Source organism: Streptomyces sp. NPDC091282 (assembly GCF_044757385.1).
Classification (GTDB): domain Bacteria; phylum Actinomycetota; class Actinomycetes; order Streptomycetales; family Streptomycetaceae; genus Streptomyces; species Streptomyces gramineus.
The window spans coordinates 1,226,083-1,250,453 of sequence record NZ_JBIVUX010000002.1 but is presented as its reverse complement, the minus strand read 5'-3'; the positions used below and the strand labels follow the sequence as shown (position 1 = coordinate 1,250,453).

The window sequence follows — 24,371 nt, the reverse complement described above, 5'->3', positions numbered from 1 at the left end:
ACGCCATGGAGCACGACAACGTTGTCTGATGGTCTTTACATGACTTTACCGCCCCAACCGACAACGATGTCAACCCACTTCGGGTAGCCCGAGCGGGTGAACCGGTGCGGCGCCTGCCGAAGGGCACGCGGTCTTCCGTGCTACGCGTGGCGCACGTTACTGTCCCTGCGGCTTGTGCGACCTGTGGTGCGCGACCCGTCCGAAGGAGGAGGGGCCGCGTCATGCGTTTCCGTCCCATGTCCCTGCTGCTGGCCGCGCTGCTCACGGCCGGCGGCGCCACCCCCGCCCTCGCGGCGACCGCGAGCGGACCCGGCCCGCGGCCCGAACTCGTCACCGACCCCACGGCGTACGTGGATCCGCTGATCGGCACCAAGAACGGCGGCGACACCTTCCCGGGCGCCGTCGCGCCCCTCGGCATGCTCTCCTGGAGCCCGGAGAACACCAGGGGCGACGCGACCAGAACCGCGGCGCCCGGCGGCTACCACTACGACGCGACCCGCGTCCGGGGCTTCAGCCTCACCCACATGTCCGGCACCGGCTGCGCCGGCGGCAGCGGCGACATCCCCTTCTTCCCCTACGCCGGTGCCGTCACCTCGTCCCCGGCGAGCGACACCGAGGACGCCGTCTACGCCTCGGACTTCAGCCACGCCGACGAGCGCGCCGAGCCGGGCCACTACGAGGTCGGCCTGGCCTCCGGGGTCACCGCCGACCTCACCGCGACCGCCCGCACCGGCTCGGCCCGGTTCACCTACCCGGCCGGCAAGCCCGCCTCGTTGCTGATCCGCACCGCCAACTCCGAGGTCGGCTCGGCCGATTCGACGGTCAGCATCGACCCGGCCACCCGGACCGTCTCCGGCTCGGTCACCTCGGGGAACTTCTGCGGCTACCTCGACCCCGAGGGCCAACGGTCCTACTACACCCTGTACTTCACCGCCCGCTTCGACCGCGCCTTCGCCGGCGCGGGCACCTGGCGGGACGACCGGCTCAGCCCGGGTTCCACGACCGCCTCCGGCGGCACCGGCGGCTTCACGGCCGGCGGACGTCCGGTCGCGGGCAAGGGAGCGGGCGGCTACGTCGAGTTCGCGCCCGGCACCGGCCCGGTCGGCGTCAAGGTGGGCATCTCGTACGTCAGCCGGTCGGCCGCCGAGGCGAACCTGCGGGCGGAGAACCCGCCGCGGCGCTCCTTCGACGCCGTCCGGGACGCGGCCCGCCGCGCCTGGCGCGACCGCCTCGGCGCGATCCGCGTCGGAGGCGGTACGGACACCGACCGCACCACCTTCTACACCGCCCTGTACCACTCGCTCCTGCACCCGAACGTCATCAGCGACGCGGACGGCCGCTACCGGGGCGGCGACGGCGAGGTGCACCGCGTCGGACACGGCCACCGGGCGCAGTACGGCACCTTCTCCGGCTGGGACGTCTACCGCGACCAGGTCCAGCTCCTGACCCTGCTGGACCCCCGCACCGGCTCCGACATCGCCCAGTCGCTCTACGAACTCGCCGGGCAGAACGGCGGCGTCTGGGACCGCTGGCTGCACGGCGCGAGCGGCACCCACGTCATGAACGGCGATCCCTCGCCCACCGCCCTCGCCGGCATCCGCGCCTTCGGCGGCACCGACTTCGACCTGAAGGGCGCGCTGCGGTCCCTGGTGAAGGCGGCCACCGAACCGACCGCGCAGGACCTGTCGGCGGCCGGCAAGCCGGTGCTGTCGGCCGGCCAGCGCCCCTCGCTCGACAAGTACCTGGACAAGCACTACATGCCGTCCGTCTCCAACGCCTGGGGCGGCGCCGCGGAGACCCTGGAGATGTCCACGGCCGACTTCTCCCTCTCCCAACTCGCCCTGGCGGCGGGGGAGAAGGACACGGCGGCCGTCTTCGCCGACCGGTCCCAGTGGTGGCAGAACAACTTCGACGTCGCCGCCGACCCCGGCGGCGGCTACATCGCCAACCGCAAGGCGGACGGCAGCTGGGTCACCGGCTTCACCCCGGACACCGGCAACGGGTTCGTGGAGGGCACGGCCGCCCAGTACACCTGGATGGTCCAGCACAACCCGGCGGGGCTGTTCGCCGCGATGGGCGGCACGGACCGGGTACTGGCCCGGCTGGACGCCTTCTTCCACAACGCCGACGGCAGCTGGGCCCTCACCGGCAGCGGCGGCGACAAGGCCGAGCTGGACAACGAGCCCTCGATCAACGTGCCCTACCTGTACGACTACGCGGGCGCCCCGTACAAGGCCCAGGAGACCGTCCGCGCGGCCATGACCACGCTCTGGTCCACCGGCCCCGGCGGCATCCCTGGCAACGACGACCTGGGCGCGATGTCGGCCTGGTACGTCTTCTCGGCGCTCGGCATGTACCCGCAGGTGCCCTCCCGCGCCGAACTCGTCCTGGCCTCACCGCTGTTCGAGCGGGTGGAGATCGACCGCCCCGGCGGCAACGACATCTCCGTCCACGCCCGCGGCGCCGCCGCCGGCGCCCCCTACGTCCGGTCCCTGAAGGTCGACGGCCGTACCAGCGACCGCCCCTGGCTCGACAGCTCCTTCGTCCGGGACGGCGGCCGCCTCGACTACACCCTGTCCGCCACCCCGGACCGCACCTGGGGCGCCTCCTCGCCGCCGCCGTCCTTCCGCCGGGGCGAGCAGCCGTACCAGATCGGCGTCGGTCCGACCGCCGCGACCCTCGCCCCCGGCGGCAGCACCCAAGTCGCCGTCCGCGCTCTCTCCCTGACCGGCGGCACCGGTCCCGAGGTGCGGTTCCAGGTGCGGACCCCGGAAGGCGTCGAGGCGGCCCCGGCCGAGGGCTCGGTGACCGGCGGCACGCAGCAGATCACGCTGTCCACCACCGCCGGCACCCCGCAGGGCTACTACGACGTCCAGGTCACGGTGGTCTCCGCCGGCCGTTCCACCGTCCAGCCGGTCGTCCTGACCGTCGCCGCGCCGGGCTCTCTGCTCGCCGCCTACGACAACACCGGCGTCTCGGACGACGAGGGCGACCACGACGAGGGCGACTTCGACGGCGGCGGCTGGAGCTACTCCCGCCAGGCCCTCGCCGCGGCCGGCCTCACCGCGGGCGCCCGGGGCACGGTCGGCGGCCTCGCCTACACCTGGCCCGACGCGCCCGCGGGCCGCCCCGACAACGCGAGCGCCGCCGGCCAGACCATCGATCTCCCCGCCCCCGCCGCCAGGCTGTCCTTCCTCGGCAGCGCCACCAACGGCGACCGGTCGGCCCCGGCGACCGTCACCTACACCGACGGCAGCACCGCAACCGTCGATCTCGCCCTCACCGACTGGACCGTCGGCGGCGGAGGCGGCACCGTCCGGTACGGGAACACGACCGTGGCGCGGACCGCGTACCGCAACGTCGCGGGCGCCGACAAGGACCCCGTGGCCACCTACGTCTTCGCGACCGAACCCGTCGAGGCCCCGGCGGGCCGGCTCATCCAGAGCGTCCGCCTCCCCGACGACGCCGACCTGCACGTCTTCACCCTCGCCACCGGCTGAGAGGAACGGGGCACGCGAGAGGGGGCGGACCCGTCCGGGTCCGCCCCCTTCCGTGTGCCGCGGCTCAGGCCAGCAGTTCCACCTCCGCCAGCGTCGGCGCGCCGTCCAGGACGAGCCGGTAGTGCGCGTACGTCCCCGGGGTGCGGACCGTGAACGCCCTGGTCTGCAGGTTCCAGGCGAAGGTCTCGCCGGAACGCCGGTCCACGGTGCGCCAGTGGGTGCCGTCCGCGGACGCCTCGAGGGTCCAGCCCGTCGGCGCCTGGGTGTGGTCCGCCGGAGAGGTCAGCGTGTACTGGATCCCCTTCACCGGCCCGGTCACCGGCAGGTCCACCGAGGTCACCGACTGCTGCGTGGCCGACGTGTTGTCGAACAGGGAGCCGTCACCCTTCAGGACGTCCGCGCGCGGGGCCGGGACCTTGTCGTCCTGGGCGATGGAGACCGGTCCCGCGTTCTTGCCGGTGCCCCAGGTCGACGGCTTGGACCCCATCGTGAAGTCGACGACACCGCCCTTGGAGATCAGCGAGTGGGGCAGCGAGGTCGACGTCCAGATGCGGCCGTTGACCCGCACACCCTGCACGTAGACGTTGGCCGCGCTGTTCTGCGGTGCCCGCACGACCAGGTCCCGGCCGTTCTCCAGATGGACGGTGGCCTTCTTGAACAGCGGGGAGCCGATCGAGTAGTCGCCGCTGCCCATCACCAGCGGGTAGAAGCCGAGGGCCGAGAAGAGGTACCAGGCAGACTGCTCGCCGTTGTCCTCGTCGCCGTGGTAGCCCTGCCCAATCTCGCTGCCGAGGTAGAGCCGGGAGACCGCCTCGCGGACGTACGCCTGGGCCTTCCAGGGCTCGCCGGCCGCGTCGTACATGTAGATGACGTGGTGGGCGACCTGGTTGGAGTGGCCGTACATGCCCATCCGGACGTCCCGGGCCTCGGTCATCTCGTGGATGACCCCGCCGTAGGAGCCGACGAAGTCCGTGGAGGCCGTCTCGGGGGTCGCGAAGTACTCGTCCAGCTTGTCCGCGAGCCCGGACCGGCCGCCGTACAGGTTGGCCAGGCCCCGGCTGTCCTGCGGCGCCGTGAAGGCGTAGCCCCAGCCGTTGGTCTCGGTGTAGTCGTAGCCCCACACCCGCGGGTCGTACGCCGAGGAGTCCACCCGCCACTTGCCCTGGGCGTCCTTGCCCTGGAAGAAGCCGGCCTTGGAGTCGAAGAGGTCCACGTAGTCCTGGGCGCGGTTCAGGAAGTAGTCCGACTCCTCCTTGTAGCGCTTCTCGCCGGTCTTCTCGTACAGCGCCTTGCCCATCTCGGCGATGCCGTAGTCGTTGACGTATCCCTCCATCGCCCAGGACAGCCCCTCGCGGGTGTCGTCGCTGGTGTAGCCGAGGAAGGGGGAGGTCGACATGCCCTTGCGGCCCACCCCGGAGGAGGGCGGGACGACCGTCGCGTTCTTCAGGGCCGCCTCGTAGGCCGCCTTCGCGTCGAAGTGCACGCCCTTGACGTAGGCGTCCGCGAACGCCACGTCCGAGGAGGTGCCGGTCATCAGGTCGGCGTAGCCGGGGGAGGACCAGCGCGAGGTCCAGCCGCCGTCCTTGTACTGCTGGACGAACCCGTCGACCATCTCGCCCGCCTGGGAGGGCGTCAGGAGCGAGTACGCAGGCCAGGTCGTGCGGTAGGTGTCCCAGAAGCCGTTGTTGACGTACACCTTGCCGTCCACGATCTTCGCGCCGGTGTGCGTCGGGGTGTCCTGGCTGCTCATCGGCGAGAACGGGGAGGCGTACTGGTACTTCGAACCGACCTTCTCGAAACCGGAGTTGGGGTACAGGTAGAGCCGGTACATGCTGGAGTAGAGGGTGGTCAGCTGGTCCGCCGTGGCGCCCTCCACCTCCACCTTGCCGAGCAGCTTGTCCCACACCTTCTGGGCCCGTGCCTTCACCGTGTCGAAGGAGGTGCCGTCCGGGATCTCCCGGGACAGGTTGTCCTTCGCCTGGTCGACGCCGATCAGCGAGGTGGCCAGGCGCAGGGTGACGGCGTGGTCGGAGCCCGTGTCGAAGCGCAGGTAGCCCTTGACCCCGGCGGAGTCGCCGTCCGTCACCGGCTTGTCGAAGACGCCGTAGACGAACAGCCGGGTGGCGCCGGTCGACAGGCCGGACTTGACGTCCGAGTAGCCGGTGACGACCCCGTGCTCCTTGTCGAGGGTCAGACCCGCCTGCTCGGTGACGTTGTCGAAGATGACGCTCGCGTCGTCGCCCGGATAGGTGAAGCGCAGCGCCGCCGCGTGGTCGGTCGGCGTTATCTCGGCCTTGAGGCCGTTCTCGAACCTGACCCCGTAGTAGTACGGCCGCGCGGTCTCGTTCTCGTGCCGGAAGGCCAGCTCGCGCGCCTCCCGCCCGGTGTCCGGGGTGCCGGCGGCCGCGGACGGCATCATCTGGAAGGTCTGCCGGTCGCCCATCCAGGGGCTGGGCTCGTGGCTGGCGCTGAACGCCTGGATCGTCGGCAGGTTGTCCGCGTTGTTGGCCCGCGCGTACTCGTACAGCCAGCTCTCCGAGGACGCGTTGGTCACCGGCGTCCAGAAGTTGAAGCCGTGCGGCAGGGCCGTGGCCGGGAAGTTGTTGCCGCGCGAGAAGCTGCCGCTGGAGTTGGTGCCGCGGGTGGTCAGCGCGTAGTCGGACAGGTGCGCCTTCGGCTTCTCGGGCGCGGCCGGCGCGATGCGCACGTCGTCGATCCAGCCCCGGAACCTGGCAGGTCCGGCCGGCGAGTCGTAGCCGACCAGGATCCGGTCCACGGTCTTGCCTGCCGCGACCGAGCCGATCACCGAGGAGACGTCGTTCCACTGGTTGACGTACAGGCCCTTGGCCGCGCCCTGGCCGCGCGGCGAGAGCGCGAAGCCGTGGCTGTCCTTCGCCCCGAGGCCGCTCAGGTACGTGCCGTCGGTGAAGGCCAGGTCCACGGCCACGTTGGTGGCGTCGTAGTCGAGGTCGCCGTCGGCCATCGAGGGGAAGATCCGGTACCCGAGCCGGGTGTCGCGCCCGACCTTCACGTTCACGTCGAAGACCTTGTTGTACGAGTACGCCCGCCCGCTCGCGGTGTGCCGGCCCGCGTAGCGCAGCGCGTGGGTGCCGGTGAAGCCGGCCCCGGCCTTCGCGGTCGGCGAGCCGCTCGGGCCCTTGTCGACCAGCGAGAGCATGTCCTGGGGCACCGGGCCGCCGCTGCCGCCGGTGGAGAACTGGACGTCGGCGATCTGGAGGATGTCCGGGGCGCCGTTGTTCTTCGTGACGTCGAGCCGGAAGTGCTGGTACTCGGCGGGCTCCGCGAGGTCGTAGGACCGGGTCTGGAACCGCTCGGTGAAGGTCTCACCCGTACGGGTGTCGACGGTCTTCCAGTCCTTGCCGTCCGTCGAACCCTGCAGGGTCCAGTCGGCGGGGTCGCGTTCGGCGTAGTCGTTCGCCGAGGTGACGGCGTACGTCACCAGCTTGATGGGCTTGTCGAAGTCGAACTCCGCCCAGCCGGTCCGCTCGAAGGTGAGCCACTTGGTGCCCGGCTCGCCGTCGACGAGGTTCTCCTTCACCTCGCCCGCGCCGGTGTTCTCGCCGCTGGCCCGCATGTCCGTCACGTGGTCGGTGACGTTGCCGGGGATGCCGGTGCTGTAGCCGCCGTCGACACCCGAGGCGCGCGGAGCGCCGGCGGGGTCCGTGTCGACGGTGTCGGTCCAGTCAGGTGACGGATCGCCGGACTCGAACGAGGACGCGAACTGCGTCGCGGCCGCCGGTGCCTTGGCCGGCAGGGCGACCGCGGCCCCCTGGGAGCCCAGAGTCATGACGACGGCGGCCGTGATCACGACCGCCGTACCGGATCGGTGTCCTGTTCTTCGCTGCGTTCTCCGCTGCATCACGACGGGTACCCTCCCTGCCACAAGAGACAACGTTGTCAGATGCGTGGCGCAGGAACCAGTAGGTGGTCAAGTGGTCCGTGATGTCAAGGGTGTTGGCTGCGGCATTCAGGGGTCTATGTCGGCTCTTTTTCCGGCAAGCCGTACACGGCTCGCTCAGATTTCCGACAGGTCTCAACTAGGAAAAGACCCTTGGCGAACCTTGCATTCGATCTTGCCCCGCTGGCGGGAAGTGGACTATACCTGTCGGCACTTCCTGAGTGACTTCCTGCACGGCTCAGCACGACCCGACCGCGGTGCCGGGGAGGATCCGGTTCACCGCCTGAGTCCTGGAGAGGGCGAGGACTTGAGCATGGGATCCACATCCGCAGCCAGTCATGGTTCCGAAGGCGTCGGCCGCCGCGATCTGATCAAGCGGTCGGCCGCACTCGGCCTGATCTCGGTCCCCACCGTCGGATTTCTCTCCGCCTGCGCCAGCAGTGGCGGAGGCGGCCAGTCCAAGGACAAGGCCGGCAAGAAGACGGCCAAGAACCCGCTCGGCGTCAACGACACCGCCCAGATGGAATTCGTCCTCTTCGACGGCGGTTTCGGCAAGGAGTACGCCGAGGACGCGGTGAAGATCTACCAGAAGGACTTCCCGAAGGCCAAGGTCAAGTTCTCGGCCACCCAGAAGATCCAGTCCACCCTGCAGCCCCGCTTCAACCAGGGCACCCCGCCGGACCTCATCGACAACTCCGGCGCCGAGCAGATGGACATGGGCGTGCTGGTCGGCAAGAAGCAGCTGGCCGACCTCACGCCGCTGCTCGACGCGCCGTCGTACGACGACCCGAACAAGAAGGTCCGCGACACGCTGCGCCCCGGCATCGTGGAGATGGGCCAGTTCGACGGCGACCCGGTCTGGATCATGTACTACGCCTACACGGTGTACGGCGTCTGGTACTCGCAGAAGGCCCTGGACTCGCTGGACGCGGAGTACCCGCAGACCTGGGACCAGATGCTCGCCGTCTGCGAGAAGGCCAAGAAGAAGGGCATGGCCGGCTGGACCTACGCCGGCAAGTACCCGTACTACATCCCCTTCTCGCTGTACCCGATGATCGGCAAGGTCGGCGGCGTCGAGGTCCTGAACGCCATCGACAACCTGGAGCCGAACGCCTGGAAGCACCCGGCCGTCAAGGCGTGTTTCGAGGCGTACTACGAGCTCTACAAGAAGGGCTACATCCTCAAGGGCACCCCCGGCCTGGACCACATCCAGTCGCAGACCGCCTGGGCCCAGGGCAAGGCCCTGTTCATCCCGAACGGCTCCTGGGTGGAGAACGAGTCGGCGAACGTCATCCCCTCCGACTTCAACCTCGCCGTCTCCGCACCCACCGGCATCGACAAGAACGACAAGATGCCCTTCGGCACCATCTGGGCCTCCGGCGGCGAACCGTTCATCGTCCCGGCCAAGGCGGCCAACGGCGAGGGCGGCATGGAGCAGCTGCGCATCATGCTCAGCGAAGCCTCCTCCAAGAACTTCACGTCGAAGGTGAAGTCCCTGACCGCCTACAACGGCGGCACCGACGGCATCACCCTCACCCCGGGCCTCACCTCCGGCGTCGCCGCCCTGAAACTGGCCGGCTCGAATGTGGTCAACCCGCGGCTCCAGGACTGGTACGTGCAGCTCCAGAAGGAGAAGATCGGCGTGGCCGGTCTCGGCGAGATGATGGCCGGACGGCTGACCCCGGCGGAGGCCATCAAGAAGATCCAGGGATACGCCGACGAAGCGGCCAAGGACACCACGATCAAGCACTACAAGCACCAGTAATACCCACCTCACGGCACCGGAGTGGCGATGCAGCACGGCAAGTACCGGTTCATTGTGGGGTTTCTCGTGTTGCCCCTGGGACTGTACGCGCTCTTCGTGGTCTGGCCGTTCATCCAGTCCATCTACTACTCGTTCACGGACTGGACCGGCCTGAGCCCCGATTTCAAGATGGTCGGCCTGGACAATTACAAGAGGATGTTCCACGACGACATCTTCTGGAAGTCCTTGCAGCACAGCTTGATGTTCGCGGTCGTGCTGCCGCTGGTGACGATCAGCCTGGCGCTGTTCTTCGCCTTCATGATCAATGTGGGCGGCCGCAGAAGGAGGGGCGGTCCCGTCGTCACCGGCGTACGGGGCTCCTCCTTCTACAAGATCGTCTATTTCTTCCCGCAGGTGCTGTCCATCGCGATCGTCTCGCTGCTGTTCGCCTTCGCCTACAACCCGGACAGCGGCGCGATCAACTCGTTCCTGCGCGGAATCGGTCTGGGCAGTGTCCAGCCACTGTGGCTCGGCGACCCGAGCCTGGCGCTGTGGTGCGTGATGGCCGTACTGGTGTGGTCCACGGTCGGTTTCTTCGTGGTCCTCTTCTCGGCCGGCATGGCGTCCATCCCGACCGATCTCTACGAGGCCGCCCTGCTCGACGGAGCCGGCCGCGCGACCACCTTCTTCCGCCTCACCCTGCCGCTGCTGTGGGACACCGTGCAGTCCGGCTGGGTCTACATGGGCATCCTCGCGCTCGGCGCCGAGTCGTTCGCAGTCGTACAGATCATGACGACGGGACCGGGCGGTCCGGACTACTCGACGACCGTGATGGTCCTGTACGTGTACCAGAAGGCGTTCCGGGACGGTCAGGCCGCCTACGCCACCACCATCGGCGTCGCCCTGCTGGTCGTCACGCTCGCCTTCGCGGCGGTCGTGATGCGGCTGGGCCGTCGCGAGCGGCTGGAGTACTGAAGCGATGACGACGACCGAGACCGACGCCCCGATGCCGACCGGCCCCGACGCGCCCGTGGCGAAGACCCCCGCCGCCGCGCCGGAGCCGTCCCGGGGGCGGCGCGAGGGCGGGATCCTCAACGTCTTCTCCCACGGCGTCCTGGTCCTGTGGGCGATCATGGTGGTCATGCCGCTGGTGTGGGCGGTGATGACCTCCTTCAAGGACGACAGGTCCATCTTCAGCTCGCCCTGGGCGCTGCCGGACGCGCTCCACTTCGACAACTGGTCGCGGGCCTGGACCCAGGCCAACATGGGCGACTACTTCCTGAACACCATCCTGGTGGTGGGCGGTTCGCTGATCGGCACGCTGGTGCTCGGCTCGATGGCGGCCTACGTCCTGGCCCGCTTCGACTTCCCCGGCAACCGCTTCATCTACTACCTGTTCATCGGCGGCATGAGCTTCCCGATCATGCTCGCGCTGGTCCCGCTGTTCTACGTCGTCAACAACATGGGCCTGCTGAACACGATCCACGGCCTGATCCTGGTCTACATCGCGTACTCGCTGCCGTTCACGGTCTTCTTCCTCACGGCGTTCTTCCGCACCCTGCCCACCTCGGTGGCCGAGGCCGCCTTCGTCGACGGCGCCTCGCACACCCGCACGTTCTTCCAGATCATGCTGCCGATGGCGAAGCCCGGCCTGATCAGCGTGGGGATCTTCAACTTCCTCGGGCAGTGGAACCAGTACATGCTCCCGACGGTCCTCAACACCGATCCCGACAAGCACGTCCTCACCCAGGGACTGGTCCAGCTAGCGGTCAGCCAGGGCTACAAGGGCGACTGGTCGGGACTCTTCGCCGGCCTGGTGATGGCGATGCTGCCGGTCCTGGCCGCGTACATCGTCTTCCAGCGCCAGGTGGTGGCGGGGCTCACGGCGGGCGCGCTGAAGTAGTCCCGACGTTCGCAACCCGAAAGTGCGGCGCCTCGATCCGGGCGGCCGCCGCGACGCCGTGAAGGAGCGCGGGGCACCGCGCGACCAGCGACAACGGCGCCGCAGCGGCTCCGCCACGGCCACGCGACACGCCCGCTCCCACCAGCCGACCAGTGGACTAGACATGTCGAACGCATGTCCCGCAGGCATCCCCCGAACCGCCAACGATTTCTGTCAAGGACTTGACGGCGGTAACCCGTTCAGCAGAGCTTGGAGTTCATAACTTGTAAGTGACCCGGTTCCAGAGATGTGACTTGGGTCACGTTGGCGGCACCGTGGCCGCCTCCGATGGCGGGAGTGGATGGGTCGATGGAGACTCCGGGGTCGCAGTCGTCGCTGCACCGAGCCAACCTGGAACGTGTCGTACGGGCCGTACGGCTGGCGGGATCGCTCACGCAGGCGGAGATCGCGCGCACGACCGGCCTGTCCGCGGCGACGGTCTCCAACATCGTGCGCGAGCTCAAGGACGGCGGAACCGTCGAGGTCACGCCCACGTCGGCGGGCGGCCGCAGGGCCCGCAGCGTGAGCCTGAGCGGTGACGCCGGCATCGTCATAGGGGTCGACTTCGGCCACACCCATCTGCGCGTCGCGATCGGGAACCTCGCCCACCAGGTGCTGGCCGAGGAGTCCGAGCCGCTCGACGTCGACGCGTCGTCGAGCCAGGGCTTCGACCGGGCGGAAGAGCTGGTCAACCGCCTGATCGCGGCGACCTCCGTGGACCGGTCGAAGATCGCCGGCGTGGGCGTCGGCGTGCCTGGGCCGATCGACGTCGAGTCCGGCACCCTCGGCTCCAGCGCGATCCTGCCCGGCTGGATCGGCGCGAGACCGGCCGAGGAGCTGAGACTGCGGCTCGGCGTCCCGGTGCACGTGGACAACGACGCCAACCTCGGCGCCCTGGGCGAACTGGTCTGGGGCAGCGGCAAGGGAGTACGTGATCTTGCTTACATCAAGGTCGCGAGCGGTGTCGGCGCCGGGCTGGTGATCAACGGGAAGATCTACCGCGGGCCCGGCGGCACGGCGGGCGAAATCGGGCACATTACACTCGACGAGTCCGGCCCGGTCTGCCGCTGCGGCAACCGCGGCTGCCTGGAGACCTTCGCGGCGGCCCGCTACGTGCTGCCGCTGCTCCAGCCCAGCCACGGCCCCGACCTGACCCTGGAGGGCGTCGTACGGCTGGCCAGGGACGGCGACCCCGGCTGCCGGCGGGTGATCTCCGACGTCGGGCGGCACATCGGCAGCGGTGTGGCCAACCTCTGCAACCTGCTGAACCCGAGCCGGGTGGTCCTCGGAGGCGACCTCGCCGAGGCCGGAGAACTGGTCCTTGCGCCCATCAGGGAGTCCGTGGGGCGCTACGCGATCCCCAGTGCCGCACGGCAGCTCTCGGTGCTTCCCGGGGCGCTCGGCGGCCGTGCGGAGGTGCTCGGGGCGCTCGCTCTCGCGCTCAGCGAGATGGGCGATTCGACACTTTTGGACGGCTCGTTGCCTGCCGTTGCACCTGCCTTCACTTAGAGAACGAATGGCGCCGTTGCCATCTCGTTAAGTATTTACTTCTTGACGCCGCAGTCACGGCCGAGTTGACTTCCAGCCACCTCGGCCGCAGCGTTGCGGCCCTGTCAGGGAGGCACCCCCAATGAACGCAACGATGCGTAGAGTCGTGATCGGCACCGCCGCGGTTTCCATGGCGCTGTCGCTCGCCGCCTGTGGCAAGGCCGGCGATGACAAGAAGAGCGACTCGAGCAGCAGCTCCTCCGGTGGTAGCAAGACCATCGGCCTGCTGCTTCCCGACAGCGTGACCGCGCGCTACGAGAAGTTCGACAAGCCGTACTTCGAGGCGAAGGTCAGCTCGCTGTGTGCCGACTGCAAGGTCGAGTACGCGAACGCCGCCGGTGACTCGGCCAAGCAGGCCCAGCAGGTCAGCAGCATGATCACCAAGGGCGTCAAGGTCATCGTGATCTCGTCCCAGGACGCTGCGGCCATCAAGTCCTCGGTGCAGGCCGCTGTCGACAAGGGCATCAAGGTCGTCGCGTACGACCGCCTCGCCCAGGGCCCGGTCTCGGCCTTCGTCTCCTTCGACAACGTCAAGGTCGGCGAGCTGCAGGGCCAGGCCCTGCTGGACTCCCTCGGCTCCAAGGCGACCAAGAAGTCCAAGGTCGTCATGATCAACGGTGACGACGCCGACCCGAACGCCGCGCAGTTCAAGGAAGGCGCCCACAAGGCGCTGGACGGCAAGGTCGACATCGCCTACGAGCAGTCCGGCCTGTGGAAGGACACGACCGCCGCGCAGAAGGTCAAGGCCGCCATCACGCAGCTCGGCGCCAAGAACATCGCCGGTGTCTACTCCGCCAACGACGGCATGGCCGGTGGTATCGCCAACACCCTCAAGGGCGCCGGCATCAGCGGCATCCCGCTGACCGGTCAGGACGCGGAGCTCGCGGGCATCCAGCGCATCGTCGCCGGCACCCAGTCCTCCACCGTCTACAAGGCGTTCAAGCCGGAGGCCGAGGCCGCCGCGACCATCGCCGTGGACCTGCTCCAGGGCAAGGACATCGCCTCGCTCGCCACCAGCACGCAGACCAGCGGCTCCGGCGACAAGGTGCCCTCGCAGCTGCTGACCCCGGTGTCGGTCACCAAGGCCAACATCAAGGACACGGTGATCAAGGACGGTCTGTACACCGTCTCCGACATCTGCACCGGCGAGTACGCCAAGGCCTGCAAGGCTGCCGGCCTCCAGTAGTCCGGCGCTCCGGAGCCGCACGGCTCCGGCCGCCAGCGCCCGGGTGCTCGCAGTACGACACCCGGGCCCCGGCCGCCCGACGCGCCGGCCCTTCCGCAAGGTGCCCCGTCCGTCCGGCGGTCTCGCGAAACCCCTCCGACGCCCGCTCCGGCCTCATACCCCGCTGCCGGAGCGGGCGTCGGACGGACCCGTTGCCAAGCGCAGCGGATTCGCGCATGTTCATCTTGTAAATCTCGTGCGTACACCGAAGACAACCCGAGGTGACCGCACGACCCTCCGCGCCTGATCACCAAGCGCGGCATCCCCGCCGGTCAGGCGGCGAAGGAGATGGTTCACGTGTCCGCTACGCCCGTGCTGGCGTTGCGCGGAGTCTCCAAGCGATTCGGTGCAGTCCAGGCACTCACCGATGTCGACTTGGAGGTCCACGCCGGAGAAGTGGTCGCCCTGGTGGGCGACAACGGCGCCGGAAAGTCGACCCTGGTCAAGACGATCGCGGGTGTGCATCCCATCGATGAGGGCGTCATCGAGTGGGAGGGCCGGCCGGTCCACATCAACAAGCCGAACGACGCCCAGGGCCTGGGCGTCGCGACGGTCTACCAGGACCTCGCCCTGTGCGACAACCTGGACGTGGTCGGCAACCTCTTCCTCGGCCGTGAGCTCCTGCACCGGGGCGCCATCGACGAGGTCACGATGGAGAAGCAGGCTCGCGAACTGCTGAGCACGCTCTCCATCCGCATCCCGAGCGTGCGCATCCCGATCGCCAGCCTCTCCGGCGGCCAGCGCCAGGTCGTGGCCATCGCCCGCGCCCTGATCGGCGACCCCAAGGTCGTCATCCTCGACGAGCCCACCGCCGCCCTCGGTGTCGAGCAGACCGCACAGGTCCTCGACCTCGTCGAGCGGCTGCGCGAGCGCAACCTCGCCGTCATCCTGATCAGCCACAACATGGCTGACGTGAAGGCGGTCGCGGACACGGTCGCCGTGCTGCGCCTGGGCAGGAACAACGGCTCCTTCCCCGTGAAGAGCACCAGCCATGAAGAGATCATCGCCGCGATCACGGGCGCCACGGACAACGCCGTGACCCGTCGTGCGGAGCGTCGCACCCCGGAGGCGGCAAAGTGAGCGAGACGTCGAACAAGACCGTGCAGGGCGACGAGTCGCCCGACGAGGCGCCCCAGATCGAGAAGTCCGCGGCCGCCGAGGCCGCCGCGGCCACCGCGACGGTGGCCCCGCCCGCCGAGGACCCCACGGCCGCGCCGGTCGCGGTCGTCGACCCGCGTCTGCTGGTCCGCGAGGAAGGCCTCAAGGGCTACGTCACCGAGTTCAAGCGCAAGGTGAAGGGCGGCGAGCTGGGCTCGCTGCCGGTGGTCATCGGCCTGATCATCATCTGGACCATCTTCCAGGCGAAGAACAGCCTGTTCCTCAGCGCCGACAACCTCTCCAACATCAGCTACTTCCTCTCGGCCACCGGCATGCTCGCCATCGGCCTGGTGTTCGTGCTGCTGCTCGGTGAGATCGACCTGTCCGTCGGCTCGGTCAGCGGCCTGGCCTCCACGCTGTTCGCGGTCTTCGCGGTCAACCACGGGATGAACCCCTGGCTGGCCCTGATCCTCACGATCATCACGGGCATCGGCATCGGCGCGCTGCACGGCTGGTTCTTCGCCAAGATCGGCGTCCCCGCGTTCGTGGTCACCCTGGCCGGCTTCCTCGGCTGGAACGGCCTGATGCTGTGGCTGCTCGGCGACAGCGGCACCATCAACATCCCGTCCGACAGCGGACCGGTGCACATCCTCGGCCAGAGCTCCTTCTTCATGGACCAGGCCATCATCGGCGCCTACCTGCTGGCCGGCCTCGGTGTGGTCCTGTCGGCCCTCGGCCAGTTCAACGAGCAGCGCCGGCGCCGTGCCGCGGGCGTGCCGTTCCGTCCCACCAGCGAGATCCTGGTCCGCGTCGCGCTCCTGGCCATCGCCTCCTTCGTGGCGGCGGCCGTGCTCAACAACGCCTCCGGTGTCTCCAACGCCCTGGTGATCTTCCTGGCCTCCCTGGTGGTCGTCGACTTCGTGCTGCGCCGCACGACGTACGGCCGCAAGGTGTTCGCGGTCGGCGGCGGCATCGAGGCCGCCCGCCGTGCCGGTATCAGCGTGCCGATGGTCCGGATCACCGTGTTCGCGATCTCCGGCGGCTTCGCGGCGGTCGGCGGTATGTTCTTCGCCGGCCAGACCGCCAGCGCCACGCTGAACGCCGGTGGCGGCAACACCCTGATGCTGGCCATCGCGGCGGCGGTCATCGGCGGTACGTCGCTCTTCGGCGGCCGCGGTTCGGTGTGGTCGGCCCTCCTGGGCATGCTGGTCATCCAGTCCATCCAGACCGGCCTCGACCTGCTCAACATGAACACCTCGATCCAGTACATGATCACCGGTGGTGTTCTGCTCGGCGCGGTCGTCATCGACTCCGTCTCCCGCCGCAGCCAGAAGGCGGCCGGGCGCGGCTGACGCCCCGAGGTTCCCGACTGTGCCCGGCACCGCACGGTGCCGGGCACAGCCGTGTCATAGGTGGGCGCCATGATGGGTACAGCCGACGCGTGACCTATGACCCTGGGGCCGGAGACGTTCCGTCCGGGCGGAACATTAGACTCGACAGGCCCGGCAACAGCTCGATCAGCTCTACTGCAAGGAGGCACGGGTGCCGCTGCTGACCCGTATCAGGGGACCGCGCGATCTGGACCGGCTCAGCCCCGAGGAGCTGCTCCAGCTGGCAGAGGAGATCCGGAGCTTCCTGGTGGAAGCGGTCTCCAAGACCGGCGGACACCTCGGTCCCAACCTGGGCGTGGTCGAGCTCACCATCGCCCTGCACCGCGTCTTCGACTCCCCGAAGGACAAGGTGCTGTGGGACACCGGCCACCAGTCCTACGTGCACAAACTGCTCACCGGCCGGCACGACTTCTCGAAGCTGAAACAGAAGGGCGGCCTGTCCGGCTACCCCTCGCAGGCCGAGTCCGAGCACGACGTCATCGAGAACAGCCACGCCTCCACGGTCCTCGGCTGGGCCGACGGCATCGCCAAGGGCAACCAACTGCTCGACAACGACAGCCACGTCGTCGCCGTCATCGGTGACGGCGCCCTCACCGGCGGCATGGCCTGGGAGGCGCTCAACAACATCGCCGCCGCCAAGGACCGCCCGCTGGTCATCGTCGTCAACGACAACGAGCGGTCCTACGCCCCGACCATCGGCGGCCTCGCCAACCACCTCGCGACCCTGCGCACCACCGACGGGTACGAGCGGTTCCTGGCCCGCGGCAAGGACCTGCTGGAGCGCACCCCGGTCGTCGGCAAGCCGCTCTTCGACACCCTGCACGGCGCCAAGAAGGGCCTGAAGGACTTCATCGCCCCGCAGGGCATGTTCGAGGACCTGGGCCTGAAGTACGTCGGCCCGATCGACGGCCACGACATCGAGGCCCTGGAGTCGGCGCTCGCCCGCGCCAAGCGGTTCGGCGGCCCGGTCATCGTGCACTGCCTCACCGAGAAGGGCCGCGGCTACCAGCCCGCCCTCCAGGACGAGGCCGACCGCTTCCACGGCATCGGCCCCATCCACCCCGACACCGGCCTGCCCATCAAGGCGTCCGGCGCCGACTGGACCTCCGTCTTCGGCGACGAGATGGTCGAGCTGGGCAAGGAGCGCGAGGACATCGTCGCCATCACGGCGGCCATGCTCCAGCCGGTCGGCCTGAAGAAGTTCGCCGACACCTTCCCGGAGCGGATCTACGACGTCGGCATCGCCGAGCAGCACGGCGCCACCTCCGCCGCGGGCCTGGCCACCGCCGGACTCCACCCGGTCTTCGCCCTGTACGCCACCTTCCTCAACCGCGCCTTCGACCAGGTGCTCATGGACGTGGCCCTGCACAAGTGCGGCGTGACCTTCGTCCTGGACCGGGCCGGCGTCACCGGCACCGACGGCGCCTCCCACAACGGCATGTGGGACATGTCGATCCTCCAGGTCGTCCCCGGTCTGCGGCTCGCCGCCCCGCGCGACGCCGACCAGGTCCGCGCCCAGCTCCGCGAGGCCGTCCGGGTCGACGACGCGCCGACCGTGGTCCGCTTCTCCAAGGGCGCCGTCGGTCCCGCCGTCGCCGCCGTCGGCACGGTGGGCGGCATGGACGTGCTGCGCGAGCCCGGCACCGACACCCCGGACGTGCTGCTGGTCTCCGTCGGCGCGCTCGCCCCGATGTGCCTGGAGATCGCCGCGCTCCTCGACAAGCAGGGCATCTCCACCACCGTCGTCGACCCGCGCTGGGTCAAGCCGGTGGACGAGGCGATGGCCCCGCTGGCCGAGCGGCACCGGGTGGTCGTCACGGTCGAGGACAACCTCCGCGTCGGCGGCGTGGGCGCGACGATCGCCCAGGCGCTGCGCGACGCGGGCGTGGACGTCCCGCTCCGCGACTTCGGCATCCCGCCGCGCTTCCTGGACCACGCGTCGCGGGCGGAGGTCATGGCGGAGATCGGCCTGACGGCACCCGACATCGCCCGCCAGGTGACCGGCCTGGTGGCCAAGCTGGACGGCCAGCCGGCCGACGTCGGCTCCGTGGAGCCCGCCAGGGACTGAACCGACACACCCGAACCACCCCGATGGGCCGGTTCCGCTCACCTCAGGTGGCGGGACCGGCCCGCGTGCGTGAACCTGCCTTTGCCGGGCATACGCATCCCCGGCCCTCTCGATCATGTCGAGGACGACAAGCGTGGGAGGTAGGCAGTGGCCAGTACGTTCTTCAGGACCAAGAACGTCGAACAGTCCATCAAGGACACCGAGGAACCCGAGCACGCGCTCAAGAAGTCGCTGTCGGCCCTGGACCTCACGGTCTTCGGCGTGGGTGTCATCATCGGCACCGGCATCTTCGTCCTGACCGGCACGGCCGCCAAGAACACCGCGGGCCCCGCCGTCGCGCTCTCCTTCGTCGTCGCCGGCGTCGTCTGCGGCCTCGCCGCGCTGTGCTACGCCGAGTTCGCCTCCACCGTCCCGGTGGCCGGCTCGGCGTACACCTTCTCGTACGCCTCCCTGGGGGAGTTCCCGGCCTGGATCATCGGCTGGGACCTGGTGCTGGAGCTGGCGCTGGGCACGGCGGTGGTGGCGGTCGGCTGGTCGGGGTACATCCACTCGCTGCTCGACAACGCCGGCTGGCACCTGCCCGAGTACCTCAGCGGCCGCGACGGCGCGCACGGCTTCGGCTTCGACATCCTCGCCGCCGCCCTCGTCCTCGCCCTCACCGCCATCCTGGTCGTCGGCATGAAGCTCTCCGCGCGGGTCACCACGGTCGTCGTCGCCATCAAGGTGGCCGTCGTCCTGGTCGTCATCATCGCGGGCGCCTTCTTCATCCACAGCGGCAACTACAGCCCCTTCATCCCGCCCAAGGAGGCCGTGCCGGCGGGCGGCAGCCTCAAGGCACCGCTGATCCAGCTGATCATCGGCTGGGCGCCCTCCAACTTCGGCGTGATGGGCATCTTCACCGCCGCCTCCGTCGTCTTCTTCGCCTTCATCGGCTTCGACGTCGTCGCCACCGCCGCCGAGGAGACCCGCAACCCGCAGCGGGACGTGCCGCGCGGCATCATGGGCTCCCTGATCATCTGCACCGCGCTGTACGTCGCCGTGGCCATCGTCGTGACCGGCATGCAGAAGTACAGCGCGCTGTCCGTGGACGCCCCGCTCGCCGACGCCTTCAAGGCCACCGGGCACCCCTGGTTCGCGGGCCTGATCAGCTTCGGCGCCGCCGTCGGCCTGACCACCGTCTGCATGATCCTGCTGCTCGGCCAGTCCCGGGTGTTCTTCGCGATGAGCCGGGACGGGCTGCTGCCCAGGTTCTTCTCGCACACCCACCCGAGGTTCCGCACCCCGTACCGGCCCACCATCCTGCTGGGCGTCGTCATCGCGATCGTCGCCGGCTTCACCAGTCTCAGCGAACTCGCCGAACTCGTGAACATCGGCACGCTCTTCGCCTTCATCGTCGTCGCGATCAGCGTCGTCATCCTGCGCAACACCCGGCCGGACCTGGAGCGGTCCTTCCGCACCCCGTGGGTGCCCGCGCTGCCGGTCGTGTCCGTGCTGGCCTCGCTGTGGCTGATGCTCAACCTGCCTGCCGAGACGTGGCTGCGGTTCGCCATCTGGATGGTCATCGGCTTCGCCGTCTACTTCCTCTACGGCCGTACGCACAGCCGTCTCGCCGAGGCCGAGCGGAGCCCCGCCGACGCTCCGTGACCGGCAGGCCCGCCGCTCCGGCCCCGTATGTCCCGTCCGAGTGGGACTGCGGGGCCGGATAGCGTGCTCCCCATGCTTCTCGCGCCCCTCGCCCCGCAACGGTCCACAGCAGGGAAGGGGTACTGGACGCGGCTGCTGCCCCTGCTCGCCGTCCTGGCCTGCGTCACCCGGGCGCCGTCCTTCCTGCGGCCGCTGTGGAACCCGGACGAGGGCTATCTCGCCGTACAGGCCCGCATACTGGCGCGCGGCGGGCAGCTCTACGAGACGGTGGTGGACCGCAAGCCGCCGCTGCTGCCCTGGCTGTACGAAGGGACGTTCGCGGTCTTCGGATCCGGGTCGCTCACCCCGGTCCGGGTGCTCGCCGTCCTCGCCCAGCTGGCCACCGCGGTGCTGCTCGCCTCGATCGCCCGGCGCCGCTGGGGCGACCACGCGGGCCGTACAGCGGGCACGCTGTACCTGCTGGTCTCCGTCGGGCTCAACCCCGAGGACGCGCAGGCCGCCACCTTCGAGGTGTTCATACTGCCCGCCACGGCCGCCGCGATGTGGTGCGCCGACCGCCGCCGCTGGGGCGCCGCCGGCGCGGCCGTCGCCTGCGCCCTGCTCACCAAGCAGACCGGCGGCGCGGTCCTGCTGCCGGTGATCTGGCTGTTCCACCGCAGCGGCGCCCCGCGCGCGGGCCTGCTCCGGCTGGCCGCCGGCGTCGCCCTGCCCGTCCTGGCCGCCGCCCTGCTCACCGACCCGGCCGGCTTCGCCTTCTGGACGGTCACCGGCTCCGGCGCCTACGCCTCCTTCACCGGCTCCGAACTCCACGTCACGGCCCGCGCGCTCACCAACACCGCGATCCTCGCCACGGCCTGCGCGGGCCTGCTCCCGCCCGTCGCGCGCGCCCTGCGCACCGCCCGCACCGGCGCCGGGGACCTGTGGCTGTGGCTGGCCGCGTCCGCGGCCGCCGTCACCGTCGGCCTCCACTTCTTCGGCCACTACTTCCTGCAGCTCACCCCGCCGCTCGCGCTGCTGGCCACGGCCGCGCTGCAGGTCCTGGCCAGGGAGCGGACCGCGGCGGCCGTCCGTGTCTCGGCCTGCGTCTGCGTCCCGTTCCTGGCCTGGGGACTGCTGGCGCCACGGCCCGAACTCGCGCACGCCCAGCGGCTCGCGGCCGCCCTCGCCCAGCGCACCCAGCCGGCCGACCGGGTGCTGGTGTGGGGGATACACCCCGAGACCTACTGGCTCGCCGACCGCACCCCCGCCACCCGGTACCTCACCGCCGGTCTCCTCACCAACTTCAGCGGCGGCCGGGACGGTCCGCAGGTCGGCGAGAAGTACGCCGTCGCGGGCACCTGGCCGGTCTTCCGCGCCGAACTCGCCGAGCGGCCACCGGCCCTGGTGATCGACGACTCCCGGGGCAAGCCGTACGGCCCGGACCGCGTCCCCTCCCTGCGCCGCCTGCTCACGGCCGGCTACACCCAGGTCGGCGAGGTGGACGGAGCGGTGCTGTACGCCCGGGTGCCGGGCGGGTAGCCGGGCGGCGGCGGACGGCGCCGGATGTGTCGGGCCCGGCTCCGCGGCTCAGTGCAGGAGGGTGCTCGGGCCGATCACCTCGGCGCCCAACGCGGTGACCCTGCGGCGCAGTTCGCGGTCGGCGGTGACGACCAGGCGGGGGCGGCCGGGGTGTCCGGCGGTCAGCTCGACGATGCGGTCGTCGCCGCTGCCGGACGCCGCCTCCACCCGCACCCCGGGCACCGACTCGACCCCGCGGGCGGCGCCCTCGACGACGAGCACCAGCTCCACCGGGGCCGGACGGCCGGGCAGGCCCCGCTCGGCGAGCCGGTCGCGCAACCGCTCGGCGGCCCCCTTGCGGTCCCGCCACCAGCCGTCGGGCCGCGACCCGACGACGTTCGCGCCGTCGACGATCACCAGCAGGGGAGCTTCGTCGTCCATGTCCCCAGCGTCGCACGCCCGGGGCCTGCCCACGGCCCCGAACGGCCCCCCGCTTAGAGTGAAGCGGTGAACGGCGACTGGCTCCTCCGCGGCCGCGACGGCCGGCTCAGTGTCTATCTGCCGTCGGGTGACGCCGTGCTGTGCCGGGCGGAACGCGGCCCCGGCCGTCCCTGGGGCGCACCCCGCAGGATCGGCGGCGACCAGCGGCTGCACCCCGGTTTCGCGGTGGGCCACGGCGCCGACGGATACGCCCACCTGGTGGCCTGGCGGCCCACGGTGAAGGGCGAGTCGGGGCTGGTCCACTCCACCCACTACCGTTCGCACCTGGCCGCCCTCGACTGGCAGCCGATCGGCCATCCCGGCAAGAAGGGCGAGGTCACCGGCGCTCCGGCGGTCGCGGTGGACGCGCAGGGCCGGGCCCATGTCTTCGTCCGCAACCGGGGACGCGGGGTGAGCATGGTCGCCCAGAAGGAGAAGGGCGGCTGGGATCCGTGGCGCGACCTGAAGGGCCGGCTGGTCGAGGACGGGCTCGCGGCGGTGACCGGCGAGTCCGGGCGGGTGGAGGTGTACGCGGCCGTACCCGGCGGGATCGTGCACTGGCGCCAGGAGGAGGCGGGGAAGCCGCCCGTCCTGGCGGAGACGATCGAGACCCCGGTCCGTCCGGGCACCCTCGCCGCTCTCGCCACCTCGCCCGCGAGCACGACCCTCTACTACACCGACGAGGCCGGTGACCTCTGCGCCTGGCGTCCCGGCGACCGGCCGTACACCCTGCTGCCGTCCGCCGGGCCCGGTCCGGTCGCCGCGGTCCGCTGCGAACTCGACGGGCACGACTGCACCCTGCTCGCCCAGCGCTCGGCGAGCGGCCGGGTGGCCTTCGCCGCCTATCCCACGCAGGACGAGCCGGCCGGTGCCTGGTGGACCGAGTCGGGCCCGCAGCTTCCCGCCGACGCGACGGTCGCCCTGGCCACGGACGAGGACGGCCGGGTCACCGCGGTCTCCCTGTCCCCGTCCGCCGGGCAGTTGCTGCTCACCCGGCGCAAGGAGGAGGAGGGGCTGGCGCTGGAGGCCTGGCGCGAGGTCTGATCGTCCGTCAGTTTCCGCCGGTGGCCGGTGACTTCTTCGCGGACTCGGGGATCTCGGTGTCGGCGCGGACCGCCTTCCACAGGGCCGAGGCCTGCGGCTGGGCGGCCACCACGCGGTTCGGGTCGGCCTTGTCGTACGCCACCGGGAGCATGATCGTCTCCATGGTGTCCGGGTTGACACCCTTCAGGCTGCGGCCGAACTCCGCGAGCTTGGTGAGCGAGGCGAGTTCGGAGTCGGTGGTGAGCGCCGCGGTCAGCTTGTCGGCGATCTTGTAGGCCTTCACCGGGCTGCCCAGCAGGTCCTGCCGCTGGATCTCGCCGAGCAGGGCGATCATGAACTGCTGCTGGAGGCCGATGCGTCCGAGGTCGCTGCCGTCGCCGATGCCGTGCCGGGTGCGGACGAACTCCAGGGACCGCGTGCCGTCCAGCCGGTGGGTGCCCTTGGTCAGGTCGAGGCCGCTGGAGGTGTCGTGGATGTCCTGGTCCACGGTGACGGTCACCCCGCCTATCGCGTCCACCAGGTCCTTGAAGCCGGCGAAGTCGACCTCGACGTAGTGGTCCATGCGGACCCCGGACATCTGCTCCACCGTCTTGACCACGCAGGCCGGACCGACCTGGGAGTAGATGGAGTTGAACATCACGCGCCGCGCGGAGGCGACCGTGGAACCGGTCGCGCTGGTGCACTCGGGGCGGGTCACCAGGGTGTCGCGCGGGATGCTGACCGCGACGGCCTGCCGGCGCCCCTCGGGTATGTGCATCACCAGCGCGGTGTCCGAACGGGCCCCGGAGACCTTGCCGGTGTGCAGCGCCGCGTTGGCGCCGGCCCGGGAGTCCGAGCCGAGGATCAGTATGTTCTGTCCCGAAGTGGGCAGTTTCTCCGGCCGGTCGTCACCGATCGCCCGGTCGATGTCGACGCCCTGGATGTTGCCGTCGATGCCGCTGTAGAGCCAGTAACCGGTGCCGGCCACGGCCACGATCAGGACGGCCAGCGAGATCAGGATCCAGCGGCCGGTCCGGCGCCCGCGGGGGCGGTCGCGCTTGCCGCCTCGCCCGCCTCCGAGCGGTGACGTGGCGCCGTCGGCGGAGGGCGGCGTCGATACGTGGCTCATCCTGGTTCGAGTCCTCAGGTGTCGTGCCCCGGAGGGCGCATGCGGTGGCGTGGGGACTCGGGTGGGGGGAGAGCCGGTCCGTGATCTGCCGGATGACGTTGCACTATAGACACTTCGTCCGGACAGTTGTGCGGTCGGAGTGACGAAAACGTGAACGCGGGCC

General features: G+C 70.1%; 15 protein-coding genes. 12 read left to right on the top strand and 3 right to left on the bottom strand.

What is annotated here, in order from left to right; genetic code table 11:
• Positions 1-221: 221 nt before the first annotated feature.
• Positions 222-3,500, top strand: a complete 3,279-nt coding sequence (locus tag ACIQOE_RS12625) for a GH92 family glycosyl hydrolase (RefSeq protein ID WP_401411306.1) — start codon at positions 222-224, stop codon at positions 3,498-3,500.
• Between the two features lie 64 nt (positions 3,501-3,564).
• Here ACIQOE_RS12625 and ACIQOE_RS12620 read toward each other — a convergent pair whose 3' ends face one another.
• Positions 3,565-7,308 (bottom strand): GH92 family glycosyl hydrolase, encoded by a 3,744-nt coding sequence (locus ACIQOE_RS12620; protein ID WP_401411584.1) that lies wholly within the window; start codon positions 7,306-7,308, stop codon positions 3,565-3,567.
• Between the two features lie 424 nt (positions 7,309-7,732).
• Here ACIQOE_RS12620 and ngcE point away from each other — a divergent pair, with 424 nt between their 5' ends.
• The 10 genes from ngcE (at position 7,733) to ACIQOE_RS12570 (ending at position 21,597) form a co-directional block, all read left to right on the top strand.
• The gene (ngcE, locus tag ACIQOE_RS12615; RefSeq protein ID WP_351325908.1) at positions 7,733-9,184 is read left to right on the top strand and encodes an N-acetylglucosamine/diacetylchitobiose ABC transporter substrate-binding protein; all 1,452 of its coding nucleotides are present in this window, start codon (positions 7,733-7,735) and stop codon (positions 9,182-9,184) included.
• Positions 9,185-9,211: 27 nt separating this feature from the next.
• The gene (locus ACIQOE_RS12610; protein ID WP_365562837.1) at positions 9,212-10,138 is read left to right on the top strand and encodes a sugar ABC transporter permease; all 927 of its coding nucleotides are present in this window, start codon (positions 9,212-9,214) and stop codon (positions 10,136-10,138) included.
• Positions 10,139-10,142: 4 nt separating this feature from the next.
• Positions 10,143-11,066 carry a carbohydrate ABC transporter permease gene (locus ACIQOE_RS12605; RefSeq protein ID WP_351325911.1) on the top strand — a complete coding sequence of 308 codons (924 nt, stop codon included), beginning with the start codon at positions 10,143-10,145 and terminating at the stop codon, positions 11,064-11,066.
• 348 nt (positions 11,067-11,414) lie between these two features.
• Positions 11,415-12,614, top strand: a complete 1,200-nt coding sequence (locus tag ACIQOE_RS12600; RefSeq protein ID WP_363019377.1) for an ROK family transcriptional regulator — start codon at positions 11,415-11,417, stop codon at positions 12,612-12,614.
• Positions 12,615-12,747: 133 nt separating this feature from the next.
• Positions 12,748-13,839, top strand: a complete 1,092-nt coding sequence (locus ACIQOE_RS12595) for a substrate-binding domain-containing protein (RefSeq protein WP_365562834.1) — start codon at positions 12,748-12,750, stop codon at positions 13,837-13,839.
• A gap of 327 nt (positions 13,840-14,166) precedes the next feature.
• Positions 14,167-14,958 (top strand): ATP-binding cassette domain-containing protein, encoded by a 792-nt coding sequence (locus ACIQOE_RS12590; protein ID WP_351325917.1) that lies wholly within the window; start codon positions 14,167-14,169, stop codon positions 14,956-14,958.
• A 56-nt stretch (positions 14,959-15,014) separates the two neighbouring features.
• Positions 15,015-16,328, top strand: coding sequence for an ABC transporter permease subunit (locus tag ACIQOE_RS12585; protein ID WP_351326054.1), 1,314 nt, complete (start codon positions 15,015-15,017; stop codon positions 16,326-16,328).
• Between the two features lie 190 nt (positions 16,329-16,518).
• Complete coding sequence (gene dxs / locus ACIQOE_RS12580) at positions 16,519-18,435, top strand: 1-deoxy-D-xylulose-5-phosphate synthase (protein ID WP_351325919.1); 1,917 nt, start codon at positions 16,519-16,521, stop codon at positions 18,433-18,435.
• Positions 18,436-18,582: 147 nt separating this feature from the next.
• A complete protein-coding gene (locus ACIQOE_RS12575; RefSeq protein WP_365562830.1) occupies positions 18,583-20,079 on the top strand; it encodes an amino acid permease in 1,497 nt (498 codons plus the stop codon).
• Between the two features lie 72 nt (positions 20,080-20,151).
• Positions 20,152-21,597 (top strand): glycosyltransferase family 39 protein, encoded by a 1,446-nt coding sequence (locus ACIQOE_RS12570; RefSeq protein WP_365576773.1) that lies wholly within the window; start codon positions 20,152-20,154, stop codon positions 21,595-21,597.
• Positions 21,598-21,645: 48 nt separating this feature from the next.
• Here ACIQOE_RS12570 and ACIQOE_RS12565 read toward each other — a convergent pair whose 3' ends face one another.
• Positions 21,646-22,017, bottom strand: a complete 372-nt coding sequence (locus ACIQOE_RS12565; RefSeq protein WP_362649704.1) for an NTP pyrophosphohydrolase — start codon at positions 22,015-22,017, stop codon at positions 21,646-21,648.
• Positions 22,018-22,083: 66 nt separating this feature from the next.
• On the opposite strand from ACIQOE_RS12565, the gene ACIQOE_RS12560 reads away from it, so the two are divergent.
• Positions 22,084-23,100 (top strand): hypothetical protein, encoded by a 1,017-nt coding sequence (locus ACIQOE_RS12560; protein WP_401411300.1) that lies wholly within the window; start codon positions 22,084-22,086, stop codon positions 23,098-23,100.
• A gap of 7 nt (positions 23,101-23,107) precedes the next feature.
• On the opposite strand, the gene ACIQOE_RS12555 is transcribed toward ACIQOE_RS12560, so the two are convergent.
• Positions 23,108-24,208, bottom strand: coding sequence for an LCP family protein (locus ACIQOE_RS12555; RefSeq protein ID WP_401411298.1), 1,101 nt, complete (start codon positions 24,206-24,208; stop codon positions 23,108-23,110).
• Between the last annotated feature and the right edge of the window lie 163 nt (positions 24,209-24,371).

Bases quoted from the DNA above. Each gene is read 5' to 3' on its own strand.
- ACIQOE_RS12625 (WP_401411306.1), top strand. From the start codon at position 222: ATGCGTTTCCGTCCCATGTCCCTGCTGCTGGCCGCGCTGCTCACGGCC.
- ACIQOE_RS12620 (WP_401411584.1), bottom strand. From the start codon at position 7,308: ATGACTCTGGGCTCCCAGGGGGCCGCGGTCGCCCTGCCGGCCAAGGCA.
- ngcE (WP_351325908.1), top strand. From the start codon at position 7,733: ATGGGATCCACATCCGCAGCCAGTCATGGTTCCGAAGGCGTCGGCCGC.
- ACIQOE_RS12610 (WP_365562837.1), top strand. From the start codon at position 9,212: ATGCAGCACGGCAAGTACCGGTTCATTGTGGGGTTTCTCGTGTTGCCC.
- ACIQOE_RS12605 (WP_351325911.1), top strand. From the start codon at position 10,143: ATGACGACGACCGAGACCGACGCCCCGATGCCGACCGGCCCCGACGCG.
- ACIQOE_RS12600 (WP_363019377.1), top strand. From the start codon at position 11,415: ATGGAGACTCCGGGGTCGCAGTCGTCGCTGCACCGAGCCAACCTGGAA.
- ACIQOE_RS12595 (WP_365562834.1), top strand. From the start codon at position 12,748: ATGCGTAGAGTCGTGATCGGCACCGCCGCGGTTTCCATGGCGCTGTCG.
- ACIQOE_RS12590 (WP_351325917.1), top strand. From the start codon at position 14,167: ATGGTTCACGTGTCCGCTACGCCCGTGCTGGCGTTGCGCGGAGTCTCC.
- ACIQOE_RS12570 (WP_365576773.1), top strand. From the start codon at position 20,152: ATGCTTCTCGCGCCCCTCGCCCCGCAACGGTCCACAGCAGGGAAGGGG.
- ACIQOE_RS12565 (WP_362649704.1), bottom strand. From the start codon at position 22,017: ATGGACGACGAAGCTCCCCTGCTGGTGATCGTCGACGGCGCGAACGTC.
- ACIQOE_RS12555 (WP_401411298.1), bottom strand. From the start codon at position 24,208: ATGAGCCACGTATCGACGCCGCCCTCCGCCGACGGCGCCACGTCACCG.